This is a genomic window from Brevundimonas sp., from assembly GCF_050729455.1.
In the GTDB taxonomy this organism is placed as follows: domain Bacteria; phylum Pseudomonadota; class Alphaproteobacteria; order Caulobacterales; family Caulobacteraceae; genus Brevundimonas.
In genome coordinates, this window is the sequence record NZ_JBOHLI010000038.1 from 1 (window position 1) to 18810 (window position 18810).

Genomic DNA, 18810 nt, shown 5'->3' on the forward strand with positions numbered 1-18810 from the left:
GCGCTCGCGTCGCCAACGGCGGCGCGCCCGCCACGGCCCAGGCCTTCGGCGCGATCAGCGGCGCCTCGCACCGGGCCTCGATCAGCTTGCCGTCCTGCGTGCGATAGCGCACCGGCTGTGACGCCGCGCAACGCGCCTGGACTGCGAAGAACATGGCCGTCGCGTCATTCGCCGGGTCATGATCCTCGACCGAGGCCAGCAAGGGATCACCCGACAACAGCCCGCACTTGTCGCCCGTATCCAGCTTGATGCCCTTCTCCGTCGTGTAGAAACCGTTGGAGCCTGCGGAACAGTTCTCGCCATTCAGATGAAACAGGGCCGCCACCCGATACTCGTCCGTGCTGGGCCTGTCCTCCAGCGTCACCCCCAGCGCCGCCAGCCGCGCCTCGATCCTGGCCCAGCGCGACGCGCCCGGCCCGTCCAACAGGACGGCGACCGCAGTGTCGGGCTGCATCAGTGCGCGGAATTCGGCCACTCCGTAGCCGTCGCCCACCCGCCCCGCGTCGAGCATGGTCTTCCACAGATCAAAGATGTCGCGCGCGCCGTTCGACGCCCGCCGCGCCTCCAGATCAGCGATCCACTGCACCACGACGCCGCAGTCGTAGACGGATGAGCCCGACTTCAGCTTCCGAGCGTCATAGTCGGCGTCGCCCAGCGTCTTTCGGCAGCCGTTCAGCCGTTGCGCCAGCGACACCTGCGCCTGATCCTCGTCGATCACGCCAGTCGAGACGGCGGCGACCACAGCCCCATATTCGGCCATGCCTTCGTGCAGCCAGGGCGCGGCCCCGCTGTCCTTCATCTTCATGCCGTTGCCGTTCCACAGATGCAGGCTTTCATGCCAGACGAAGGTGCCCAGGGGCACGGCCACGTCCGGCGGCGGCGACGCCCACATATCTCCATGGAAACGCAGGGAGATGACCCCCGTGTCGGTCACGTCGCCGCGAAAGCCCGTGGGCCCCGGACTGTCGGTCGAGATGATCAGTGTCGGCTCGTTCGGCAGGACATGGCCCAGCCGCGCGCCATAGAATTTCTGAGCCGCGAAATAGCCGTCGCGCAGCAGAACCGTCAGGGCCGGCGGGGCCGAGGCGCTGGTCGCCACAGCCGCCCCGTCGCGTCGCATGACGGCCTCCTGCGGCCCCAGATAGGCGTAGCCCTTGACCGCGTCGGCCGTCGGCAGGGTCGCCTCGCCCGCGACCGGCCGGACGGTCAGGACCGCGTCCATGCCCTGCAATTCCAGCCCCGGCCCGTAAAGGACGTGCCCCGCCCCCACGCGCGACAGCCCCATGTAGGTGCGGTCCACCTCGGCGGCGTCGGGCGCGATCTGAATCTCGAAGGTCGCGAACGGCGCCTCGCTCTCGACCGCGCCGTCCTTCAGCGTCAGGCCGGGCGTCGTCACCGTCCACAGGTCGCGGATGACGTGAGTGTTCAGAAAGACGGCCCGCGTCGTCGGCTGGGCCAGCCGCCAGGTCACGATCACGCCGCCGGGCGCGGTGCGCGCCTCGATGGTCGCGGCCTGCTGGGCCAGGGCGGGCGCCGCTGCGCCGCAGACCATCGCCAGGGCGGCGAGCGCGCCCGCCATTTTCTTGTTCATGACCCTTACTCCTCCGGCACCCGGAGGAAGCTTGGCCTTAATGGCGAAATTTGGTCAACCGCCGTTCAGTCAACATCCTCGACCTCTCCGCCCTGGACGATGCGGACCACGGCCAGGTCGGCGGTGACATTGCCCAGGGTGCGGAAGATGTCGGGCACCACCTCGACCGCCAGCAGCAAGGGCAGCAGCTCCAGCGGCACGCCCATGGCGATACAGATGGGGGCGATGGAGGCGAAGAAGCTGGCCTGGCCCGGCAGGCCCACGGTGCCGATCGAGATCAGCACCGCCGTCAGCATGGCGGCGAACAACTGGCCCGCCGAGGGCTCGATGCCGAACAGGTGGGCGCAATAGATGGCCACGCCCAGGTTGGCGACCGGACTGGTGATGCGGAACACCGCCACCGCCAGCGGCAGGACCAGGCCCGCCGTCGCCCGCTTGACGCCCAGTTGATCGACGGCCCGCTCGACCATGACCGGCAGGCTGGCCAGCGAAGACTGGGTCGAAAAGGCCACCACCTGGGCCGGCGCCGCCGCCCGGGCGAACCGCCCCAGGCTGACGCGGCCGAAAATGACCGCCAGCGGATAGAAGATCAGGCCGATGCCGATGCAGGCCAGGGAAATCAGAGCCACATAGTGCAGCAGGACGCCCGCCGCGCTGGCCCCCGCCGTCAGCCCCACCCCGATCGACAGGGCGAAGACGCCCAGCGGCGCCGCCGTCAGCACCCAGCGGACGATGGTGATCATGGTCTCGCCCACCGCCTCGAAGAAGGTGATCAGCGGCACGCGCAGCCGGTCGGGCAGGCCCGAGGCCGCGAAGCCGAAGAAGACGGCGAAGACCACCATGCCCAGGATGGCATCCTCGGCCGCCGCGCGGATCGGGTTGGCCGGGGCGATGGTTTTCAGGAACTCGCTGAAGGGCGCGCCGGCGCCCAGACCCTCGGCCCCCTCGGGCTTGATGGCCAGCAACAGGCGCGCGCCTTCGGGGTCGATCGGCCACAGGGCGTGCAGGCCGTAGGCCGCCCCCACGGCATAGACGGTCGCAAAGACAATCATGCCGCCGAACCAGGCCACCGCCTTCATCGCCAGCCGTCCCGTCCGCGCCGCGTCCGCAATGGAGGCGATGCCGGTCACCAGCAGGCTGAACACCAGGGGGATGATCGTCATCCTCAGCGCATTGAGCCACAGCTGACCCAGCGCCTGGATGAAGTCGGCGGTGACATGGCCGCCCGGCAGGCCCCAGCGCTGCGCCGCCGCCCCGGCCAGCAGGCCCAGCACCAGAGACAGCAGCACCAGGGTGCTGAGGGAGGTCAGGAAGGAACGCGCCGTTTTCATAACGGCGACGCTATCAGCGCCCGCGAAACGCGCCAGAGGAAATCGGCGGCGCCGCGCCCAGCCCCTAATGCGGGGTGCCGGAATTGGCCGGGTCCAGAGGCAGGCCCGCCGCCTGGCGCGCCTTCATCACCCGCAGCCAGCCGTGCATGGCCTCCGAATCCAGCCCGTGCATCATCAGCCGATAGCCCGCCTGCAGCGTCGACAGCGCCACCAGCGGGTGGCCGTTCTTGACGAAGGCCATATGGTAGCTCGTGCCCAGGATGCGGGCGATGTAGATGGCCATCACCTCGTCCAGCTGCAGCGAGCTGGAGGCCCGCACGAAGTCGTCGCGCGGCAGCATCAGGGCGTAGATGGGGGTGTAGAACTCCACCGCCGTCTGCACGTCGACGAAGTTATGCCACCGGCGCGGAAACTCTTCGAACGGCGGAAATTCGTCCGAGATCATGGAGAAGTCGATGCGTTCGGGCGGGGTCAGCTCTCGCCCCTCGGCCCGCAGGACCGTGTTCATCTCGATGACGAAGTTGAAGATGTTCAGGTCGTGCTGAAGAAACAGGTCCGGCTCGATGTCCTTCAGCCGCGTCGGCGTCAGCGGCCATTTGGTCACCTTGTCGCCCACGCCCGCGTTCTCGCGCACGAAGGCGGTCAGTTCGGACCCGACGTGGAAGTGGCGCAGGATCACCCGGTTGGCCTCGGGCGTGGCGAAGGTCCGCAGGCCCCAGTGGATGGTCCTGTGCAGCAGGCCGTTCAGGTTGGGGTGCTTGGGCGAAATGACCCGCAGCACCTTCACCAGACAGAAGAACAGAAAGACCAGCGGCCGGACCACCGGAAAGAACCAGCGCCGCGACCGCGACCGGGCGCCCAGCAACAGGTCGCGCTTGGCCCCGTCGTCGATCGGCAGGCTATGGTCCAGATAAAGCGCCATCCACGGATCAGGATCCCTGGGGTCGAAGCGCGCCGGGTCGAACGGGTCCTCTCCCGGCTTCAGTCGTTTCACGCCGCGATCTCCTCGATCTGCAGGGCGTAGAGGCGGGCCGTCACCCTGGCCGTGGTGACGATGCGGTCGGCGATGAAGGGATCGGGCAGGACCATGCCCAGCATCTCCTCGAACTCCTTCATGTGCTCGGCGTCGTTGTCGCCGTGATAGAGCAGGAAGCGCACCGCCTCGTCGGGCAGGGCCAGCCGTTCCTGCACCTTCAGGCCCCAGGGCCGCGCCTTGATCGAGCCCAGCCCCTCGATGACGAACATGGCGCCCAGCAGACCGAAGGGATCGGGTTTGGACGCCTCATGGAACATCCAGGCCGACAGGGCTTCGGACCCCACGTTCTTGGGCGCTGACTGGATGTCCGTCAGCAGCCCGCCCGAGGCCACGAAGTCGGCCTCCAGCAGGCGGAAGTCGCGGTGCTCGGTCACGGCATGGCGCATCAGGGTCGAGCGCAGCTCCAGATGGTCCTCGCCGATGTCGGACGCCGCCCGGCTCATCCACAACGCCCCGTCCTTCACCTGCTGGCGCAGGTTGATCAGGAAGGCGTGGTAGTCGGCGATCTCGAACCGCCCGCGCGTCAGCTTGCGGATCAGGGGCGTCGCCTCCAGCCGCTGCTCGAAATCGGCGAAGACGACCGCCAGCTTGCGCAGCGTGTCGGCCACGGCGGCCTCGGCCTGTTGTTCCGCCATCAGACCATCTCCAGCATCATGAAGCCGATCATCGCCCGCCCGCTCTCGGGCACGATGCACAGCACCCGGTCTCCGCGCCGTCCGCGTCCCGACTTCAGGAAGGCCTCCAGCATGACCCAGATCGAGGCCGAGCCGACATTGCCGCTGTCGGCCAGGGTGGTGAACCATTTCTCTTCGGGGATCATGGCCTTCGTGCTTTCCAGCAGGCCGACGATCTCCTGACGCAGCGACTTCGCGGAGTAATGACACAGCAGGTGGTCGACCTGATCGGGAACGATCCGTCCGGCGTCCACCTTTTCCAGCCAGACGCCGATCCAGGCCCGGATGACGATCTTCAGCAGGTCGAAGTCCTGCAACAGGGCCACCGCCCCGGCCGCGTGCGCCGCCGCAGGACCCGCGTGGCTCCAGGCGCTGGTCATGTCGGCGCGCGTCTCGGGCGTCGATCCGGCCCACATGCAGGGATCGAAGCGCCCGGCCAGCGAGGTCAGGTCGATCCACTCGACCTTCAGGCTGCGGCCCTCGGGTTTCGGTTGCGGCTCCATCACCACGGCGCCCGCCCCGTCCGACAGGGTGAAGCGCAGGAAGTCCGCCTCGATCCGCGTCCGCCCCTTCTCGTCCACCAGGGCTGTGCCCTCATAGAAGCCGGGACGGAACCAGCGCGAGGAGAACTCGCCGGCGCAGGCGGCGGCCACCTCGGCCTCGCCCGCGCGCACGCTCAGCCACGCGCCTTTCGCCGCCATCAGGGCGCTGGCGCAGACCGACTGATAGCTGACCGCCTCCAGCGGCCCCGCGCCCAGTTCGGCGTGCACCGCGCTGGCGTGGCCGGGCACCAGATAGTCGCCCTGGGTCGTGGCCGCCGCCAGATGCTGCAGATCGCCCAGGCCCAGCCCCGCCTCGTCCAGCGCCGCCCGCACGGCGTCCGCGCACATGGAGGCGTTGGAGTGCAGCGGCGTCCCGTCCGGCGTCAGGGCGTAGTGCCGCCCCTCGATCCCGTTCCAGCGCAGGGCGCGTCGTCCCACGGCGGACGCCCGCCCGCCGATGCGGCCGATGAAGTCCTCCATCCGGTCGTTGCCGATCCGCTCGCCGGGCAGGACGGCGCCGGTCCCGGTGATGAATACGTCGCGAAGCATCATGGCGCGGCAGCTTGGTCGCCCCGTCGATCAGGCGCAAGCCGCAAAGCCTCCGCCCCGCCCGTGAAGCCCGGCCACGAAAAAGGCGGGCCGGATCGCTCCGGCCCGCCTCCTTATGTTCCGCCCGAAGGCCGAACGATCAGTATCTGACGCGCAAAGTCGCGCCGTAGGTGCGCGGCTGGCCCAGGAAGGCGTTGTAGGTCTGGGTGTCCAGCGCCGGGTTGAAGAAGGTGCCGTTCGGCTGGACCGTCGACTGGAAGGCGGAGCCTTGCAGCGGGGCGTTGATCGCGACCTGGACGTATTCCTCGTCCGTCAGGTTCTGCGCCCAGACGTCCAGGGCCCAGCGTTCGTCTTCCGTGCCCAGGGTGATGCGGCCGTTCAGCAGGGTCATATCCTCCTGCATCTTGAAGGGCAGCAGGTCCGACCCGGTGTTGTATTCGGTCGTGTACTTGGCCGACAGGTTGAAGCCCACCTTCAGGCCGGCGCCGATCGAGCGGTCAAAGGCGACCGACCCCGTGGCCGACCATTCCGGCGCGAACGAGGCCCGCGCCCCCGGCAGCAGCGACAGCTGCGGGAAGTTGCCGGGGTTGGTCAGATCGGCGGCGACGAAATCGCCGTACTTGGTGTCGGTGTAGGTAACGCCGCCGTTGAACGACAGGCCCTCGACCGGGGTGAACCAGACGAAGTCGGCGTCCACGCCCTGCGACTTCAGCTCGGGGATCGACTCGACCACGAAGGCCGTGCCGAGGAAGGTGTTGAGCTGGAAGTCCTCGAACTTCTGATGGAAGTAGGTGACGTTCAGCAGGACGGTGCGGTCGAACAGGGTGTTCTTCAGCCCCAGTTCATAGCTGTCGACGGTTTCGGCCGGGAAGTAGAGCGAAGCGGTCGGGGTGACGCCGTTCTGCACCCGGTCCAGGTTGTAGCCGAACGACTTGTAACCGTGCGCGTAGGAGCCGTAGGCCATGACGCTGTCGTTGAAGCGATAGCTGGCCTTGATCGTGCCGGTGAATTCGCCGCCGGTGTTTTCTTCGGACAGGCGGCGGTTGTCGAACTGCGGATTGGCCCAGGGCAGACAGATGTTGCCGATCAGGCGCGAACCGGTCGCCGCACCGAACAGGCCCTGAATGGCCGCGGCGTTGGCCAGGGTTCCGCCGCAGGCGGCGCCGTTCGTGCCTACATTGTCCTGGATCGCCAGCAGACGCTTGTGATCCTGGGTGTAGCGCAGGCCCAGGGTCAGATCGAACTGGTCGGTCAGATGCACCGTATTATTGGTGAACAGGGCGAAGGATTCGGTACGCTGGCTGTAGCGGTCGCGAACGCCTTCGCCGACGCCGAAGCCCGGACCGGTCGCGGCGGTCGGGCCCGACGGCGTCATCCCGCCCGTGGCGAGACATCCGGCCAGGCCCGGCGCCGTTTGGGCGGGACGGCTGAAGCAGCCGATGTCGTTGGGGCTGACCGGGAAGGCCGGATTGGCCGCGTTCAACTGCGACGAAAGCAGCAGCGACAGATAGGGCGTATAGCCGGCTCCGTAATGGTAGCTGTCGGCGCGGCCGATGTCCTCCTTGGTGAAGAAGGCGCCGACCAGCCAGTCCAGCCCGTCCGTGGCCCCGGCCAGGCGGAATTCCTGGGTCAGGTTGTCCAGCTTGAAGCCGTAGTTGCCGTCGTCCACGCGGTACAGCAGGTCAGCCGTCGTGTAGTCGAGATCCATGCCGTTGATCCCCTCCCAGCTCCGCCAGGAGCTGATCGAGGTCAGGGTCGCGTCCCACGACGGGATGTCGATATTGGCTTCGGCCGAGAACCCCATGTCCTCCATGGTCTGGCCGGTGCTGCGGTTGGCGTAGGCCGTGCGCGAGAAGGGCAACTTGCCGAAGCCGGAGGCGGGCGCCTGCTGGTCGCCGCCGACGGCGCGAATGGCGTTATAGGTCGGACCCGTGCGGAGCTGGGTCGAGACGCAGCAGTACTCGTCACGCTTGGAATAGTCGGCGATCAGGCGGATCGACGCATTGTCCGAGGGCAGAATCAGCAGCTGGCCGCGCGCGGTCCAGAAATCCTGGTTCTGGTCGTCTTTTTCCTGACGCGGACCCGCGCCGGTGATCACGTCGTAGAAGCCGTCACGCTCGCGCTTGGCCACATACAGACGACCGGCGATCTGGTCGCTGATCGGGCCGGTGACCGAGCCGGCCACGCCCCAGGCGCCGAAATTGCCGTAGGTGGCCTCGGCGTCGAAACCGGGGGTGAAGGACGGGGCCTCGGTGATGATGTTGATGACGCCGGCCGAGGTGTTCTTGCCGAACAGGGTGCCCTGCGGCCCCTTCAGCACTTCGATCCGGCTCAGTTCGCCCAGGTCGCCGAAGCCGACGCCGTTGCGCGAGCGATAGACGCCGTCGATGACCACGCCGACCGAGCTTTCCAGGCCGGGGTTGTCGCCGACCGTGCCGACGCCGCGGATGCGGGCGGTGGTCGAGGCTTCCGACTGGGTCGAGGTGACGGTCATGCCCGGCGTCAGGATCTGCAGATCCTTGATGTCGCGCACCCCGGCGCCGTCCAGCGCCTCCTGCGACAGGGTCGTGACCACGATCGGCACGTCCTGCAGGCTCTGTTCGCGCTTCTGGGCGGTGACGATGATGTCATCGACCGTGGTCGGGCCTTCCTGGGCCGACGCGGCGCCGGCGAAGCCGAAGGCGACGACGCCGACGACGGCGGCCGACGCGGTGCTGCGAAGAATATTGTTGAAACGCATATGGCGGCTCCCCGGCTCTGTGGCCCGGCCGCCCGCGGCGACCGTGGCGATTCCTGTCCTGTCGATCCACGCTCATTGAACGGCGTGAATTCTCCAATGACAGGCGTAGGCCAGGGTTGAGACACCGACAAGAAGTCGTGAGACGCCAAAACGGCGATTTCGTCCAACCTCGCTCTATATGTGGCGAGAAAGCGACAAAAAACGATGACGCAAGGTCAATATTATCGACGTTTACTGAGACAACTTGGCAGACGTCGCGTCTTCTCTCTGCTGCTGACGCCGTCCCGCGAGGTTTAGAATCACCGCCGCCGCCAGGGCCGACAGCACCGATCCGCCGATCACACCCAGCTTGACCTCGATCTGTTCGGGCGAATCGACCGCCCCGGGGAAGGCCAGGACGCCGATGAACAGGCTCATGGTGAAGCCGATGCCGCACAGCAGGCTGACGCCGTAGATCTGCAGCCAGCCGGATCCCGAAGGCTTGTCGCCGATCTTCAGTTTCGCGGCCAGCCAGGCGGCGCCGAAGACGCCGACCTGCTTGCCGAGGAAGAGGCCCAGCGCGATGGCGATGACCAGGGGCGCAAACGCCTGCTCCAGCGACAGGCCCGCGAACGACACCCCGGCCTTGGCGAAGGCGAACAGCGGCAGGACCAGGAAGGCGACATAGGGGTGCAGGTCGTGCATCGCCTCCTTCAGCGGGCTCTGCGACGTCTCGCGGCGCGGCTCGACCGGCACGATCATGGCGAAGGCCACCGCCGTCAGCGAGGTCGACAGACCCGACAGGACGGTCAGATACCAGACCGCCGCAAAGCCCAGCACCCAGAAGGGCCCGGCCAGACGGCGACGGCCCAGCAGAGCGAAGGCCGCCAGCAGCCCCGCCACGCCCAGCAGCGGCGCCCACTGAACCCCCTGGCTGAACAGGACGGCGATCAGGGCGATGGCCCCCAGGTCGTCGACGATGGCCAGGGTCAGCAGGAAGACCCGCAGCGACGACGGCAGATTCTTGCCCACCACCGCAAAGACCGCCAGGGCGAAGGCGATGTCGGTGGCCAGGGGAATGGGCCAGCCCTGCCCCGGCCCGCCCAGCAGGCCCGCGACGGCCAGATAGACCAGGCCCGGAACCGCCATACCGCCCACGGCGGCGATGATCGGCAGGGCCAGCTTCTTGGGATTGCTCAGTTCGCCCTTGAGGATCTCGTATTTGATCTCCAGCCCGACCACGAGGAAGAAGACCGCCATCAGGCCTTCCTTGATCCAGCCCGAGATCGTCTCCTCCAGCCGCAGCGGGCCGACCTGAAGCACGTGGACGCTTTTCAGCCAGGCGAAATAGTCGCCGGCCCAGGGCGAATTGGCGACGATCAGGGCCGCGACGGCGGCCAGACCAAGCGCAGCGCCCGAACCGGCTTCGGTCTTGAGGAATTCGAGGGTGGATTTTCTGGCCACGGCGGTCTCCGAAATCAAAAGGACTGTCGTGGCGTCAGGTTATCGACGGACGCCGGACCGGATTCGCGCATCGAACGACGGCGCCGGCCTGGCCCGTCGCGCCGCAAGGACCGAGAGGCCTGATCTCTGAGCGTGACAATACGGACGGCTAGCGACGGTTCAACCCTCGCCGTTCACGGTTGCGTCAGGACGAGGGAGCGCGCATCTGCGGCTTATGCCCGTCTCCCCCGCCTATCGTCCCGACCCGCGCTTCATCGACCTCGGCCCCGACTATGCCGATACGGTACAGGCTGCGGACTTTCCCCAGACGACCCTGCGCGTGCGCAACGACCGGGCGGCGGCGAGCGTCGGGCTGGAGACGCTGAGCAACGAGGAGTGGATCGCTCATTTCGGCCGGTTCGCCCCCCTGCCCGGCCAGCCGGGGCCGATCGCCATGCGCTATCACGGCCATCAGTTCCGCACCTACAACCCCGAGATCGGCGACGGGCGCGGCTTCCTGGCGGCGCAACTTCGTGACGATCAGGATCGTCTTCTAGACCTGGGCACCAAAGGCTCAGGCCAGACGCCGTGGTCGCGGCACGCCGACGGGCGACTGACGCTGAAGGGCGGGGTGCGCGAGGTGCTGGCCGCCGCCATGCTGGAAAGCCTGGGCGTGCCGACCTGCCGCATCCTGTCGCTGGTCGAGACCGGCGAGGCGCTGGAGCGCCACGACGAGCCCTCGCCGACCCGTTCGGCAGTTCTGGTGCGGCTGTCGCACAGCCACATCCGCTTCGGCACCTTCCAGCGCGCCGCCTATTACGGACGCAAGGATCAGATCGAAGCCCTGATCGAACACGTCCGCAGCCTCTATCATCCACAGGTCGCGGTCGGCGACGTCCCCGGCCTGCTGGCCGCCGTGGTCGCGGCCTCGGCCCGGCTGACGGCGAAATGGATTTCCGCCGGCTTCGTCCACGGGGTGCTGAACACCGACAATCTGAACGTGACAGGCGAGAGCTTCGACTACGGGCCGTGGCGCTTCCTGCCGCGTTACGAGCCCGGCTTCACGGCCGCCTATTTCGACCATTCGGGCCTCTACGCCTTCGCGCGCCAGCCCGAGGCGGTGTTCTGGAACCTGACCCAGCTGGCCGGTTGTCTGAAACTGGTCGCCGAGCCCCAGGTCACGGCCCTGACCGAGGCGCTGAACGGGTTCGGCCCGGCCTATATCCGCGAACTGCGCGCCGCCTTCCTGAACCGGCTGGGCGTCAAGAGCCTGGGCGAGGCGGCCGATCAAAGACTGCTGGACGCAAGCCTGGCCCTGCTGCGCGACAAGGGCGAGGCCCTGCGCTGGGAGCCGCTGTTCTTCGACTGGTTCGGCGGCTTCAGTTCGAGCGCGCGGGCGCTGGGCGGCGCGCGCGGCAAGATCTATCAGGGCGAGGCCTTCGACGCCTTCCGCTTCGCCCTGCTGGAGCACGAGCCCGACCGCCCCGAGCGGCTGGAGCATCCGATGTTCGCCGCCCCCGAGCCGGAAGAAATGCTGATCGACGAGGTCGAGGCCCTGTGGTCGGCCATCGACCAAGGCGACGACTGGGCGCCGCTGCACGCCAAACTGGCCCGTCTGGACGCCGCGCGGAGCGCCTGGGCGCTCTAAGTCATCAATTGATGTCATCAATCGTTGACAGGCCGCTTCGCGCGGCCTAATGCCATTTGACGACCCGCGTCGGGTTACGAGGAATTGTGGTTTCAGCCCCATCCCCGCCGCAGCTCGCGCCTACCCCGGTTCACAGATTGTTACAGTTCCTTGAATGTGGAGCCGCGCAATCTGATCTAGCAACTGTTGCCAATCAAACTCCCCGGTTACGGCCATGACCTCCGCCACCCTCACCCCCCGCTCCCGCGCAAAAGCCGACTATCTGAACCTGACCCTGTGGACCTTCCAGGGCTGGATCGCGATGTTCTTCGTCGCCGCTGGCTACGCCAAGTTGACCGAGTCGATGGAGAACCTGACGGTGCTGATGAACTGGCCCGCCATGGCCAGCGTCAGTTTCGTGCGCGGCCTGGGCGTCGCCGAGATGGTTCTGGCCCTGATGGTGCTCAGCCCGCTGATTTCGTGGCGCATCGGACGGCCCCTGTTGCTGACGGCCGTCGCCGGCCTGCTGGCGCTCGAAACCGTCATGCTGGGCGTCCACGCCTTCAGCCTGGACATCGGCCTGGCCCTGACCAACCTGGTCCTGATCGCCATCACGGCGCCGGTGCTCTGGTTCCGCCGCCACTAGGCGACCCCAATAGTTTTCCTCCCCTGATCGGCCGCGGCGGGCGCAAGCTCTCCGCGGCCGATTTGCGTTTGAGGGCCTTCCCCGTTCACAACTTGTCGAGGGCCCGCGCGAGAAGCTTCCCTTTACGTCCGCGTCAAGTTATGAGTGACGCATGGCGACCGCTGACGATCACCGCACCTATTCCATCCGGCACCTGTGCCGCGAGTTCGGCGCGACCGCGCGCGCCCTGCGCTTCTATGAGGACAAGGGTCTGCTGACCCCTGCCCGCAAGGGCCAGACGCGGGTCTATGACGCGCGCGACCGCGCCCGACTGAAGCTGATCCTGAGGGGCCGCCGCATCGGCTTCACCCTGCAGGAGATCCAGGAGATGCTGGATCTGTATGACCGCAAGGATCACAACGTCCATCAGATGGCCGTGGCCCTGCGCCGTCACCGCGCCCAGGTCGAGGCGCTGAAACAACAACTCGAAGACATCGAGGGCGCCATCCAGACGGCCGAGGAGGCCTGCGCCTGGATGGAGTCCAAGCTGGGCGAACACCGCCCCGACCTTCTGCCGGGGGCCGACGAATACGCCAACCTGCTGAGCGAACGGCTCAACCCCGACACCCACTTCCAGCCCTTCAAAGCGAGAGCCTGATCATGGCCTACAAGGCGCCTGTCCGCGACCTGTCCTTCGTCCTGCACGACGTGCTGGAGGTTGAACGCTACGCCAACCACTTCGCCGACGCCGACCTGTCGCGCGACCTGATCGACCAGATCATCGCCGAAGGCGGCAAGTTCGCCGAGGAAGTCATCGCCCCGATCAACCGTCCGGGCGATCAGGAAGGCTGCCACATCGAGGGCGACGTCGTCACCGGCCCCAAGGGCTGGAAGGAAGCCTATCATCAGATGGTCGAGGCCGGCTGGACCAGCCTGTCCTTCGGCACCGAATTCGGCGGTCAGGGCCTGCCCTCCATCGTCTCAATGGCCGTGGGCCAGTTCACGGCCGGCGCCTCGGCCGCCTTCTCCATGTATCCGGGCCTGACGGCGGGCGCCTATCACGGCATCGAGGCCTCGGCCTCGGATGAGCTGAAGCAGACCTATCTGCCCCGGATGGCGACCGGCGAGTGGACCGGCACCATGAACCTGACCGAGCCGCAGTGCGGCACCGACCTGGGCATGGTCCGCACCAAGGCCGTGCCCAACGGCGACGGCAGCTACTCCATCACCGGCCAGAAGATCTGGATCTCGGCGGGCGAGCACGACTTCGCCGACAACATCATCCACACGGTGCTGGCCCGCGTCGAAGGCGCGGTTCCGGGCATCAAGGGCCTGAGCCTGTTCGTGGTGCCCAAGTTCCTGGTCAACGCCGACGGCTCCATCGGCGAGCGCAACGGCGTGGCCTGCGCCGGCCTCGAGCACAAGATGGGCATCCACGGCAACGCCACCTGCGTCATGGCCTATGAGAACGCCAAGGGCTGGCTGATCGGCGAAGAAGGCCGCGGCATGAACAACATGTTCGTGGTCATGAACGAGGCCCGCCTCGGCACCGGCCTGCAGGGCCTGGCCATCGGCGACGCCGCCTATCAGGCCGCCGTTGAGTTCGCCAACGACCGTCTGCAAGGCCGCGCCCTGACCGGCGCCAAGAACCCGGACGGCCCCGCCGACCCCATCATGGTCCACCCCGACGTGCGCCGGATGCTGCTGGAGTCCAAGGCCTTCGTCGAAGGCGGCCGCGCCTTCATCCTGTGGACTGCGCTGCAAGCTGACCTGCAGAAGTCCTCGGACGAGGCCACGGCGACCAAGGCCAAGGACTACATGGGCCTGATCACGCCCGTGCTGAAAGCCTATCTGACCGACAAGGGCTTCCACGTCGCCTCGCTGGCCATGCAGGTTCACGGCGGCTCGGGCTACACCGAGCACTTCCCCGCCTCGCAGTATCTGCGCGATGCCCGCATCACCATGATCTATGAAGGCACCAACGGCATCCAGGCGCTCGACCTGGTGGGCCGCAAGCTGCCGTCGAACGGCGGCCGCGCCATCATGAGCTGGTTCGCCGACATCGACGCCTTCGTGTCCGAGAACAGCGACAACGAAGCCATCAAGCCCTTCGTCGACGGTCTGGCCGACACCAAGAAGAAGCTGCAGGACGGCACCATGTGGCTGATGCAGAACGGCATGGCCAACCCGGACAACGCCGCCGCCGCCTCGACGGACTATCTGCACATCTTCGGCCTGACGGCCCTGGCCTATATGTGGGCGCAGATGGCCAAGTCGGCGCAGGCGAAAATCACCGCCGGCGACGCCGATCCCTACTACGTCACCAAGCTGCAGACCGGGCAGTACTTCGTCGAGCGCATCCTGCCCGACGCCGCCGCCCACCTGGTCAAGCTGAAGACCGGCGCCGAGGTGCTGATGCAGATGCCCGCCGAGGCCTTCTGATCTAGCCCGCCCTCTCCCTATGGGAGAGGGCTTGAGCCTCCGAGAGCGAAGCGATCGGCCAGGCGAAAGGGTGAGGGACGGCGTTCGCCGACTTCACGCACCCGCCCCTCATCCGGCCCTTCGGGCCACCTTCTCCCAATGGGAGAAGGAAAGGAGTTGTCATGAACGTGCTCAACACGCCCGAACCCGATTTCATGCAGGACGAGGACATCGTCCTCTTCTCCGACAGCGTCGGCAAATGGGTCGACGAACACGCCCCGCCCGAGAAGTTCCAGCAGTGGATCGCCAACTCCAGCGTGCCGCGCCAGCTGTGGAACGACGCGGGGGACGCCGGCCTGCTGGGCCTGTCCATGCCCGAGGAAGACGGCGGCTTCGGCGGCGACTATCGTCACGAGGTCGTGCTGATGCGCCAGCTGGGCTGGAAGGGCGCGGACCACTTCGGCATCTCCCTGCACAACGCCATCGTCATGCCCTACATCTGGCACTACGGCACGGCCGAGCAGAAGGCGCGCTGGCTGCCGCGCCTGCAGTCGGGCGAACTGGTCGGCGCCATCGCCATGACCGAGCCGGGCGCAGGATCCGACCTGCAAGGCATCAAGACCACCGCCATCAAATCAGGCGACCACTATGTCCTGAACGGCTCCAAGACCTTCATCACCAACGGCCAGCTGGCCAACTTCATCATCGTCGTCGCCAAGACCGATCCGGCCGAAGGCGCCAAGGGCACCAGCCTGATCTGCCTCGAAACCGACGGCGCCGAAGGCTTCGAGCGCGGCCGCAACCTGCACAAGATCGGCATGGAGGCCAACGACACCTCCGAGCTCTTCTTCAACGATGTCAAGGTGCCGCTGGAGAACGCCATCGGCGGCGGCGAGGGCATGGGCTTCGTCCAGCTGATGCAGCAACTGCCGCAGGAGCGCCTGAACATCGCCGTCCAGGGCGTGGCCGCCGCCGAGCGCGGGCTGGAAGCGACACTGGACTACGTCAAGCAGCGCAAGGCCTTCGGCAAGCGGGTGATCGACTTCCAGAACACCCAGTTCAAGCTGGCCGAGGTCAAGACCAAGCTGACGGTGGCCAAGGTCTTCGTCGGCCACTGCATCGGCCTGCACCTCAAGGGCCAGCTGGACGCCGCCACGGCCTCGATGGCCAAATACTGGGTCACCGACATCCAGGGCGAGACCATCGACGAGATGCTGCAGCTCTTCGGCGGCTACGGCTACATGAACGAGTATCCGATCGCCCAGCTCTACAAGGACGCCCGCGTCCAGCGCATCTACGGCGGCACCAACGAGATCATGAAGCTGCTGATCGCGCGCACGCTTTAAATCTGAATTCAGTCGCTCTCCGCCGACGCGCGGGGAGCGACTCGTCCCGCGTCCCAGCAAGGCGTCAGGCCGAGGCGGGCGCGATCAGCCCATTCGTAAAGCGACTGCGAAAGACGGGTGACGGAGACGTCTGCGCCCTCGAACGTGCTCCAACGCATTCGATAGTCCCAACCGTCTTTGCGCGTGGGCGGAATCGGGCGGGTAGCGGCGCTCTCATACTCCAGAGCGAAGTCAGGCCCTTCGATTGAGTGGACCGGAAAGCCCCGGAGCACAGCCTTCAATTGCGGACAACGGTCGCTGTCGATCAAGGATGTCGCGCCATCCGTCAGGAGCTCGCGCTTGGCGATCCAGACCAACCGACGGGCAGCTCCGGAGCCCCTAGGTTCCACCGCGATCGTCAGCAGCTCAACCTGTTCTCCGCGTCCGCCCGGCCGATCGGACCAGACGTCTAGCGTCAAAACCGGCGACGCCTCCACGACCATCGGTGCAGCAACCAGCATCACAACCCCTGCACTCAACGACAGCAGTTTACGCATCGAGCTCGCCTCCCTCGTTCACCCCCCATCATGACAGGCAGCCGAGGGGCCCGCACGCGCTCCAACTCTCGCAGCAACTCACGCCCCCCATTCGATATCCTAGATATGTGAAGGAAGCATCGGCCAGCAGCAAGATGGAGCAGACTGCCATTCTAGCTTCCGCCTGGGATGACGCGCGCCCGCGCGCCCGCTAAATCCCCGTCATGATCCGTTTGCACGTTCAGGGCGACCTCGCCCCCGGCCTCGCCGTCGCCCCGACCCTCGACCAGTCGCGCTATCTGACCCAGGTGATGCGGCTGAAGGCGGGCGACGACCTGCTGGTCTTCAACGGCCGTCACGGCGAATGGCGCGCCAGCGTCGCCGAAGTGCTGAAGAAGGGCGTCATCCTGCGGGCCGAGGTGCAGGTGCGCGAACAGACCCAGGGCCCCGATCTGGAGCTGATCGTCGCCGTGGTGAAGAAGGCGCGGATCGAGACCATCGTCGAGAAGGCGACCGAACTGGGCGCCAAGCGTGTGCGACTGGCCCTGACCCACCGCACCAACGCCGACCGGCTGCGGCTGGACCGGCTGGACGCCATCGCCGAAGAAGCCGCCGAGCAGACCGGCCGTCTGGACGTGCCGCTGGTCGATGATCCGGTCAAGCTGGACGCCCTGCTGGACGGCTGGGACGCCGAGCGCCGCCTGATGTTCTGCGACGAGACCGGCGGCGCGCCCGCGGTCTCGGCCCTGACCGCTGCGGGCGGCGACAAGTGGGCCATCCTGATCGGTCCCGAGGGCGGTTTCTCGCCCGAGGAAGGCGAGCGGCTGCGGGCCCTGCCCTTCACCACCGCCGTCTCTTTGGGCCCGCGCATCCTGCGCGCCGACACCGCCGCCATCGCCGCCCTGACCCTGTGGCAGGCCGCCATCGGCGACTGGGAACGTTAGAAGTTTGCACGCCCCCTCTTGAGCGGGACCGTATCCTCGCCCATCTAGCCGCGACAGCAGGGGTTACAGATGTCCGACACGGCGCCGCTTTCCAGAGAGCAACTGATCCACGCCATGTCGAAGGGCGAGAAGCCCGCCGACCAGTGGCGCATCGGCGCCGAGCACGAGAAGTTCGGCTTCGACAAGTCCACCCTGCGCCGCCCCGCCTATGAGGGCGATAACGGCATCCTGGCCATGCTGACCGGCCTGCAGCGCTTCGGCTGGTCGCCGGTCGAGGAAGCCGGGCACGTCATCGCCCTGGAGCGCAAGAACGCCGAGGGCTTCACCGCCTCCATCAGCCTGGAGCCGGGCGGCCAGTTCGAACTGTCGGGCGCGCCGCTGCAGACCATCCACGACATCTGTTCGGAGACCGGCCAGCACCTGATGGAGGTCAAGCAGGTCGCGGACCAGCTGAACCTCGGTTTCCTGGGCGCCGGCTTCGACCCCCTGTGGCGGCGCGAGGACATCCCCGTCATGCCCAAGGGCCGCTATGAAATCATGCGCGCCTACATGCCCAAGAAGGGTTCGCTGGGCCTCGACATGATGCTGCGCACCTGCACCATTCAGGCCAATCTCGACTTCGACAGCGAAGCCGACATGATCATGAAGTTCCGCACTTCGCTGGCGCTTCAGCCCATCGCCACGGCCCTGTTCGCCTGCTCGCCCTTCATCGAAGGCAAGCCGACCGGCTTCCTGTCGGCGCGGGCCAATGTCTGGACCGACACCGACCCGGACCGCACCGGGATGCTGGACTTCGTCTTCGCCGACGGCTTCGGCTACGAGCGCTACGCCGACTATGCTCTGGACACGCCGATGTATTTCGCCAAGCGCGGCGAGACCTATGTCGACCTGTCGGGCCAGTCGTTCCGCGCCTTCATCGAGGGCAAGCTGGACGCCCTGCCGGGCGAGCGCGCCACGGCCAAGGACTGGGCCGACCACCTGACCACCCTCTTCCCCGAAGTGCGGCTGAAACAGTATCTGGAGATGCGCGGCGCCGACGGCGGTCCGTGGAGCCGCATCTGCGCCCTGCCCGCCCTGTGGGCCGGCATCCTCTATGACGCGCCGTCTCTCGCGGCGGCCTGGGACCTGTGCAAGAACTGGGACATCGCCGACCACGAGCGCCTGCGCCGCGACGTGACCCGTCTGGGCCTCAAGGCCGAGGTAGCGGGCCGCAGCGTCCGCGACGTGGCCGTCGACCTGGTCGAGATCGCCAAGCACGGCCTGAAGAACCGCGCCCGCTTCAGCGGCGGCATGGTCGACGAGCGCGGCTACCTGTCGGAACTGGAAGACATCGCCGACAGCGGCGTGACCCCCGCCGACCGCCTGCTGGAGCTGTATCACGGCGAATGGCAGGGCGACGTCAGCCGCATCTATCGCGACTTCGCCTACTGAGGCGCAAGGCGGCCTT

Annotated in this window: 15 protein-coding genes; 7 read left to right on the top strand and 8 right to left on the bottom strand. The window is 67.1% G+C overall.

Going from position 1 to position 18810, the window contains the following annotated elements; translation table 11 throughout:
• The 7 genes from ACREEF_RS10550 to nhaA form a co-directional block, all read right to left on the bottom strand.
• Positions 1–1591, bottom strand: a 1591-nt coding sequence (locus ACREEF_RS10550; RefSeq protein WP_431565538.1) for a hypothetical protein, incomplete at its 3' end; no start/stop codon positions are given.
• Between the two features lie 65 nt (positions 1592–1656).
• The gene (locus ACREEF_RS10555) at positions 1657–2922 is read right to left on the bottom strand and encodes a dicarboxylate/amino acid:cation symporter (protein WP_431565539.1); all 1266 of its coding nucleotides are present in this window, start codon (positions 2920–2922) and stop codon (positions 1657–1659) included.
• A gap of 64 nt (positions 2923–2986) precedes the next feature.
• Positions 2987–3916: a DUF6999 family protein gene (locus ACREEF_RS10560; RefSeq protein WP_431565540.1), complete on the bottom strand. Its 930-nt coding sequence runs from the start codon at positions 3914–3916 to the stop codon at positions 2987–2989.
• On the bottom strand, positions 3913–4653 hold the full coding sequence (locus tag ACREEF_RS10565) for an iron-containing redox enzyme family protein (protein WP_431565541.1): 741 nt from the start codon (positions 4651–4653) through the stop codon (positions 3913–3915). Before ACREEF_RS10565 ends, ACREEF_RS10560 begins: the two co-directional genes overlap by 4 nt.
• Positions 4593–5726 (bottom strand): beta-ketoacyl-ACP synthase III, encoded by a 1134-nt coding sequence (locus ACREEF_RS10570; RefSeq protein WP_431565542.1) that lies wholly within the window; start codon positions 5724–5726, stop codon positions 4593–4595. The genes ACREEF_RS10565 and ACREEF_RS10570 overlap by 61 nt, the downstream gene beginning before the upstream one ends.
• Before the next feature lie 136 nt (positions 5727–5862).
• Positions 5863–8463 (bottom strand): TonB-dependent receptor, encoded by a 2601-nt coding sequence (locus tag ACREEF_RS10575; protein WP_431565543.1) that lies wholly within the window; start codon positions 8461–8463, stop codon positions 5863–5865.
• Between the two features lie 231 nt (positions 8464–8694).
• Positions 8695–9906, bottom strand: a complete 1212-nt coding sequence (gene nhaA, locus ACREEF_RS10580; RefSeq protein ID WP_431565544.1) for a Na+/H+ antiporter NhaA — start codon at positions 9904–9906, stop codon at positions 8695–8697.
• Between the two features lie 214 nt (positions 9907–10120).
• Here nhaA and ACREEF_RS10585 point away from each other — a divergent pair, with 214 nt between their 5' ends.
• From ACREEF_RS10585 to ACREEF_RS10605, 5 genes are all read left to right on the top strand, one after another.
• Positions 10121–11533, top strand: a complete 1413-nt coding sequence (locus ACREEF_RS10585; protein ID WP_431565545.1) for a protein adenylyltransferase SelO family protein — start codon at positions 10121–10123, stop codon at positions 11531–11533.
• 214 nt (positions 11534–11747) lie between these two features.
• Complete coding sequence (locus ACREEF_RS10590; protein ID WP_431565546.1) at positions 11748–12158, top strand: DoxX family protein; 411 nt, start codon at positions 11748–11750, stop codon at positions 12156–12158.
• Between the two features lie 151 nt (positions 12159–12309).
• Positions 12310–12795, top strand: coding sequence for a MerR family transcriptional regulator (locus tag ACREEF_RS10595; RefSeq protein ID WP_431565547.1), 486 nt, complete (start codon positions 12310–12312; stop codon positions 12793–12795).
• A gap of 2 nt (positions 12796–12797) precedes the next feature.
• Entirely contained in the window at positions 12798–14579 is a 1782-nt protein-coding gene (locus ACREEF_RS10600; protein ID WP_431565548.1) for an acyl-CoA dehydrogenase C-terminal domain-containing protein, read from the top strand.
• A 161-nt stretch (positions 14580–14740) separates the two neighbouring features.
• The gene (locus ACREEF_RS10605) at positions 14741–15904 is read left to right on the top strand and encodes an acyl-CoA dehydrogenase family protein (protein ID WP_431565549.1); all 1164 of its coding nucleotides are present in this window, start codon (positions 14741–14743) and stop codon (positions 15902–15904) included.
• Positions 15905–15912: 8 nt separating this feature from the next.
• On the opposite strand, the gene ACREEF_RS10610 is transcribed toward ACREEF_RS10605, so the two are convergent.
• Complete coding sequence (locus tag ACREEF_RS10610; RefSeq protein WP_431565550.1) at positions 15913–16440, bottom strand: hypothetical protein; 528 nt, start codon at positions 16438–16440, stop codon at positions 15913–15915.
• Positions 16441–16643: 203 nt separating this feature from the next.
• Here ACREEF_RS10610 and ACREEF_RS10615 point away from each other — a divergent pair, with 203 nt between their 5' ends.
• Both ACREEF_RS10615 and ACREEF_RS10620 read left to right on the top strand, forming a co-directional pair.
• Positions 16644–17363: a 16S rRNA (uracil(1498)-N(3))-methyltransferase gene (locus tag ACREEF_RS10615; protein ID WP_431565551.1), complete on the top strand. Its 720-nt coding sequence runs from the start codon at positions 16644–16646 to the stop codon at positions 17361–17363.
• A gap of 69 nt (positions 17364–17432) precedes the next feature.
• Complete coding sequence (locus ACREEF_RS10620) at positions 17433–18794, top strand: glutamate--cysteine ligase (RefSeq protein ID WP_431565552.1); 1362 nt, start codon at positions 17433–17435, stop codon at positions 18792–18794.
• Positions 18795–18810: the final 16 nt, after the last annotated feature.

Excerpts from the sequence above, each read along its gene's own strand:
- ACREEF_RS10555 (WP_431565539.1), bottom strand. The coding sequence starts at position 2,922 with ATGAAAACGGCGCGTTCCTTCCTGACCTCCCTCAGCACCCTGGTGCTG.
- ACREEF_RS10570 (WP_431565542.1), bottom strand. The coding sequence starts at position 5,726 with ATGATGCTTCGCGACGTATTCATCACCGGGACCGGCGCCGTCCTGCCC.
- ACREEF_RS10575 (WP_431565543.1), bottom strand. The coding sequence starts at position 8,463 with ATGCGTTTCAACAATATTCTTCGCAGCACCGCGTCGGCCGCCGTCGTC.
- ACREEF_RS10585 (WP_431565545.1), top strand. The coding sequence starts at position 10,121 with ATGCCCGTCTCCCCCGCCTATCGTCCCGACCCGCGCTTCATCGACCTC.
- ACREEF_RS10590 (WP_431565546.1), top strand. The coding sequence starts at position 11,748 with ATGACCTCCGCCACCCTCACCCCCCGCTCCCGCGCAAAAGCCGACTAT.
- ACREEF_RS10595 (WP_431565547.1), top strand. The coding sequence starts at position 12,310 with ATGGCGACCGCTGACGATCACCGCACCTATTCCATCCGGCACCTGTGC.
- ACREEF_RS10600 (WP_431565548.1), top strand. The coding sequence starts at position 12,798 with ATGGCCTACAAGGCGCCTGTCCGCGACCTGTCCTTCGTCCTGCACGAC.
- ACREEF_RS10605 (WP_431565549.1), top strand. The coding sequence starts at position 14,741 with ATGAACGTGCTCAACACGCCCGAACCCGATTTCATGCAGGACGAGGAC.
- ACREEF_RS10610 (WP_431565550.1), bottom strand. The coding sequence starts at position 16,440 with ATGCGTAAACTGCTGTCGTTGAGTGCAGGGGTTGTGATGCTGGTTGCT.
- ACREEF_RS10615 (WP_431565551.1), top strand. The coding sequence starts at position 16,644 with ATGATCCGTTTGCACGTTCAGGGCGACCTCGCCCCCGGCCTCGCCGTC.
- ACREEF_RS10620 (WP_431565552.1), top strand. The coding sequence starts at position 17,433 with ATGTCCGACACGGCGCCGCTTTCCAGAGAGCAACTGATCCACGCCATG.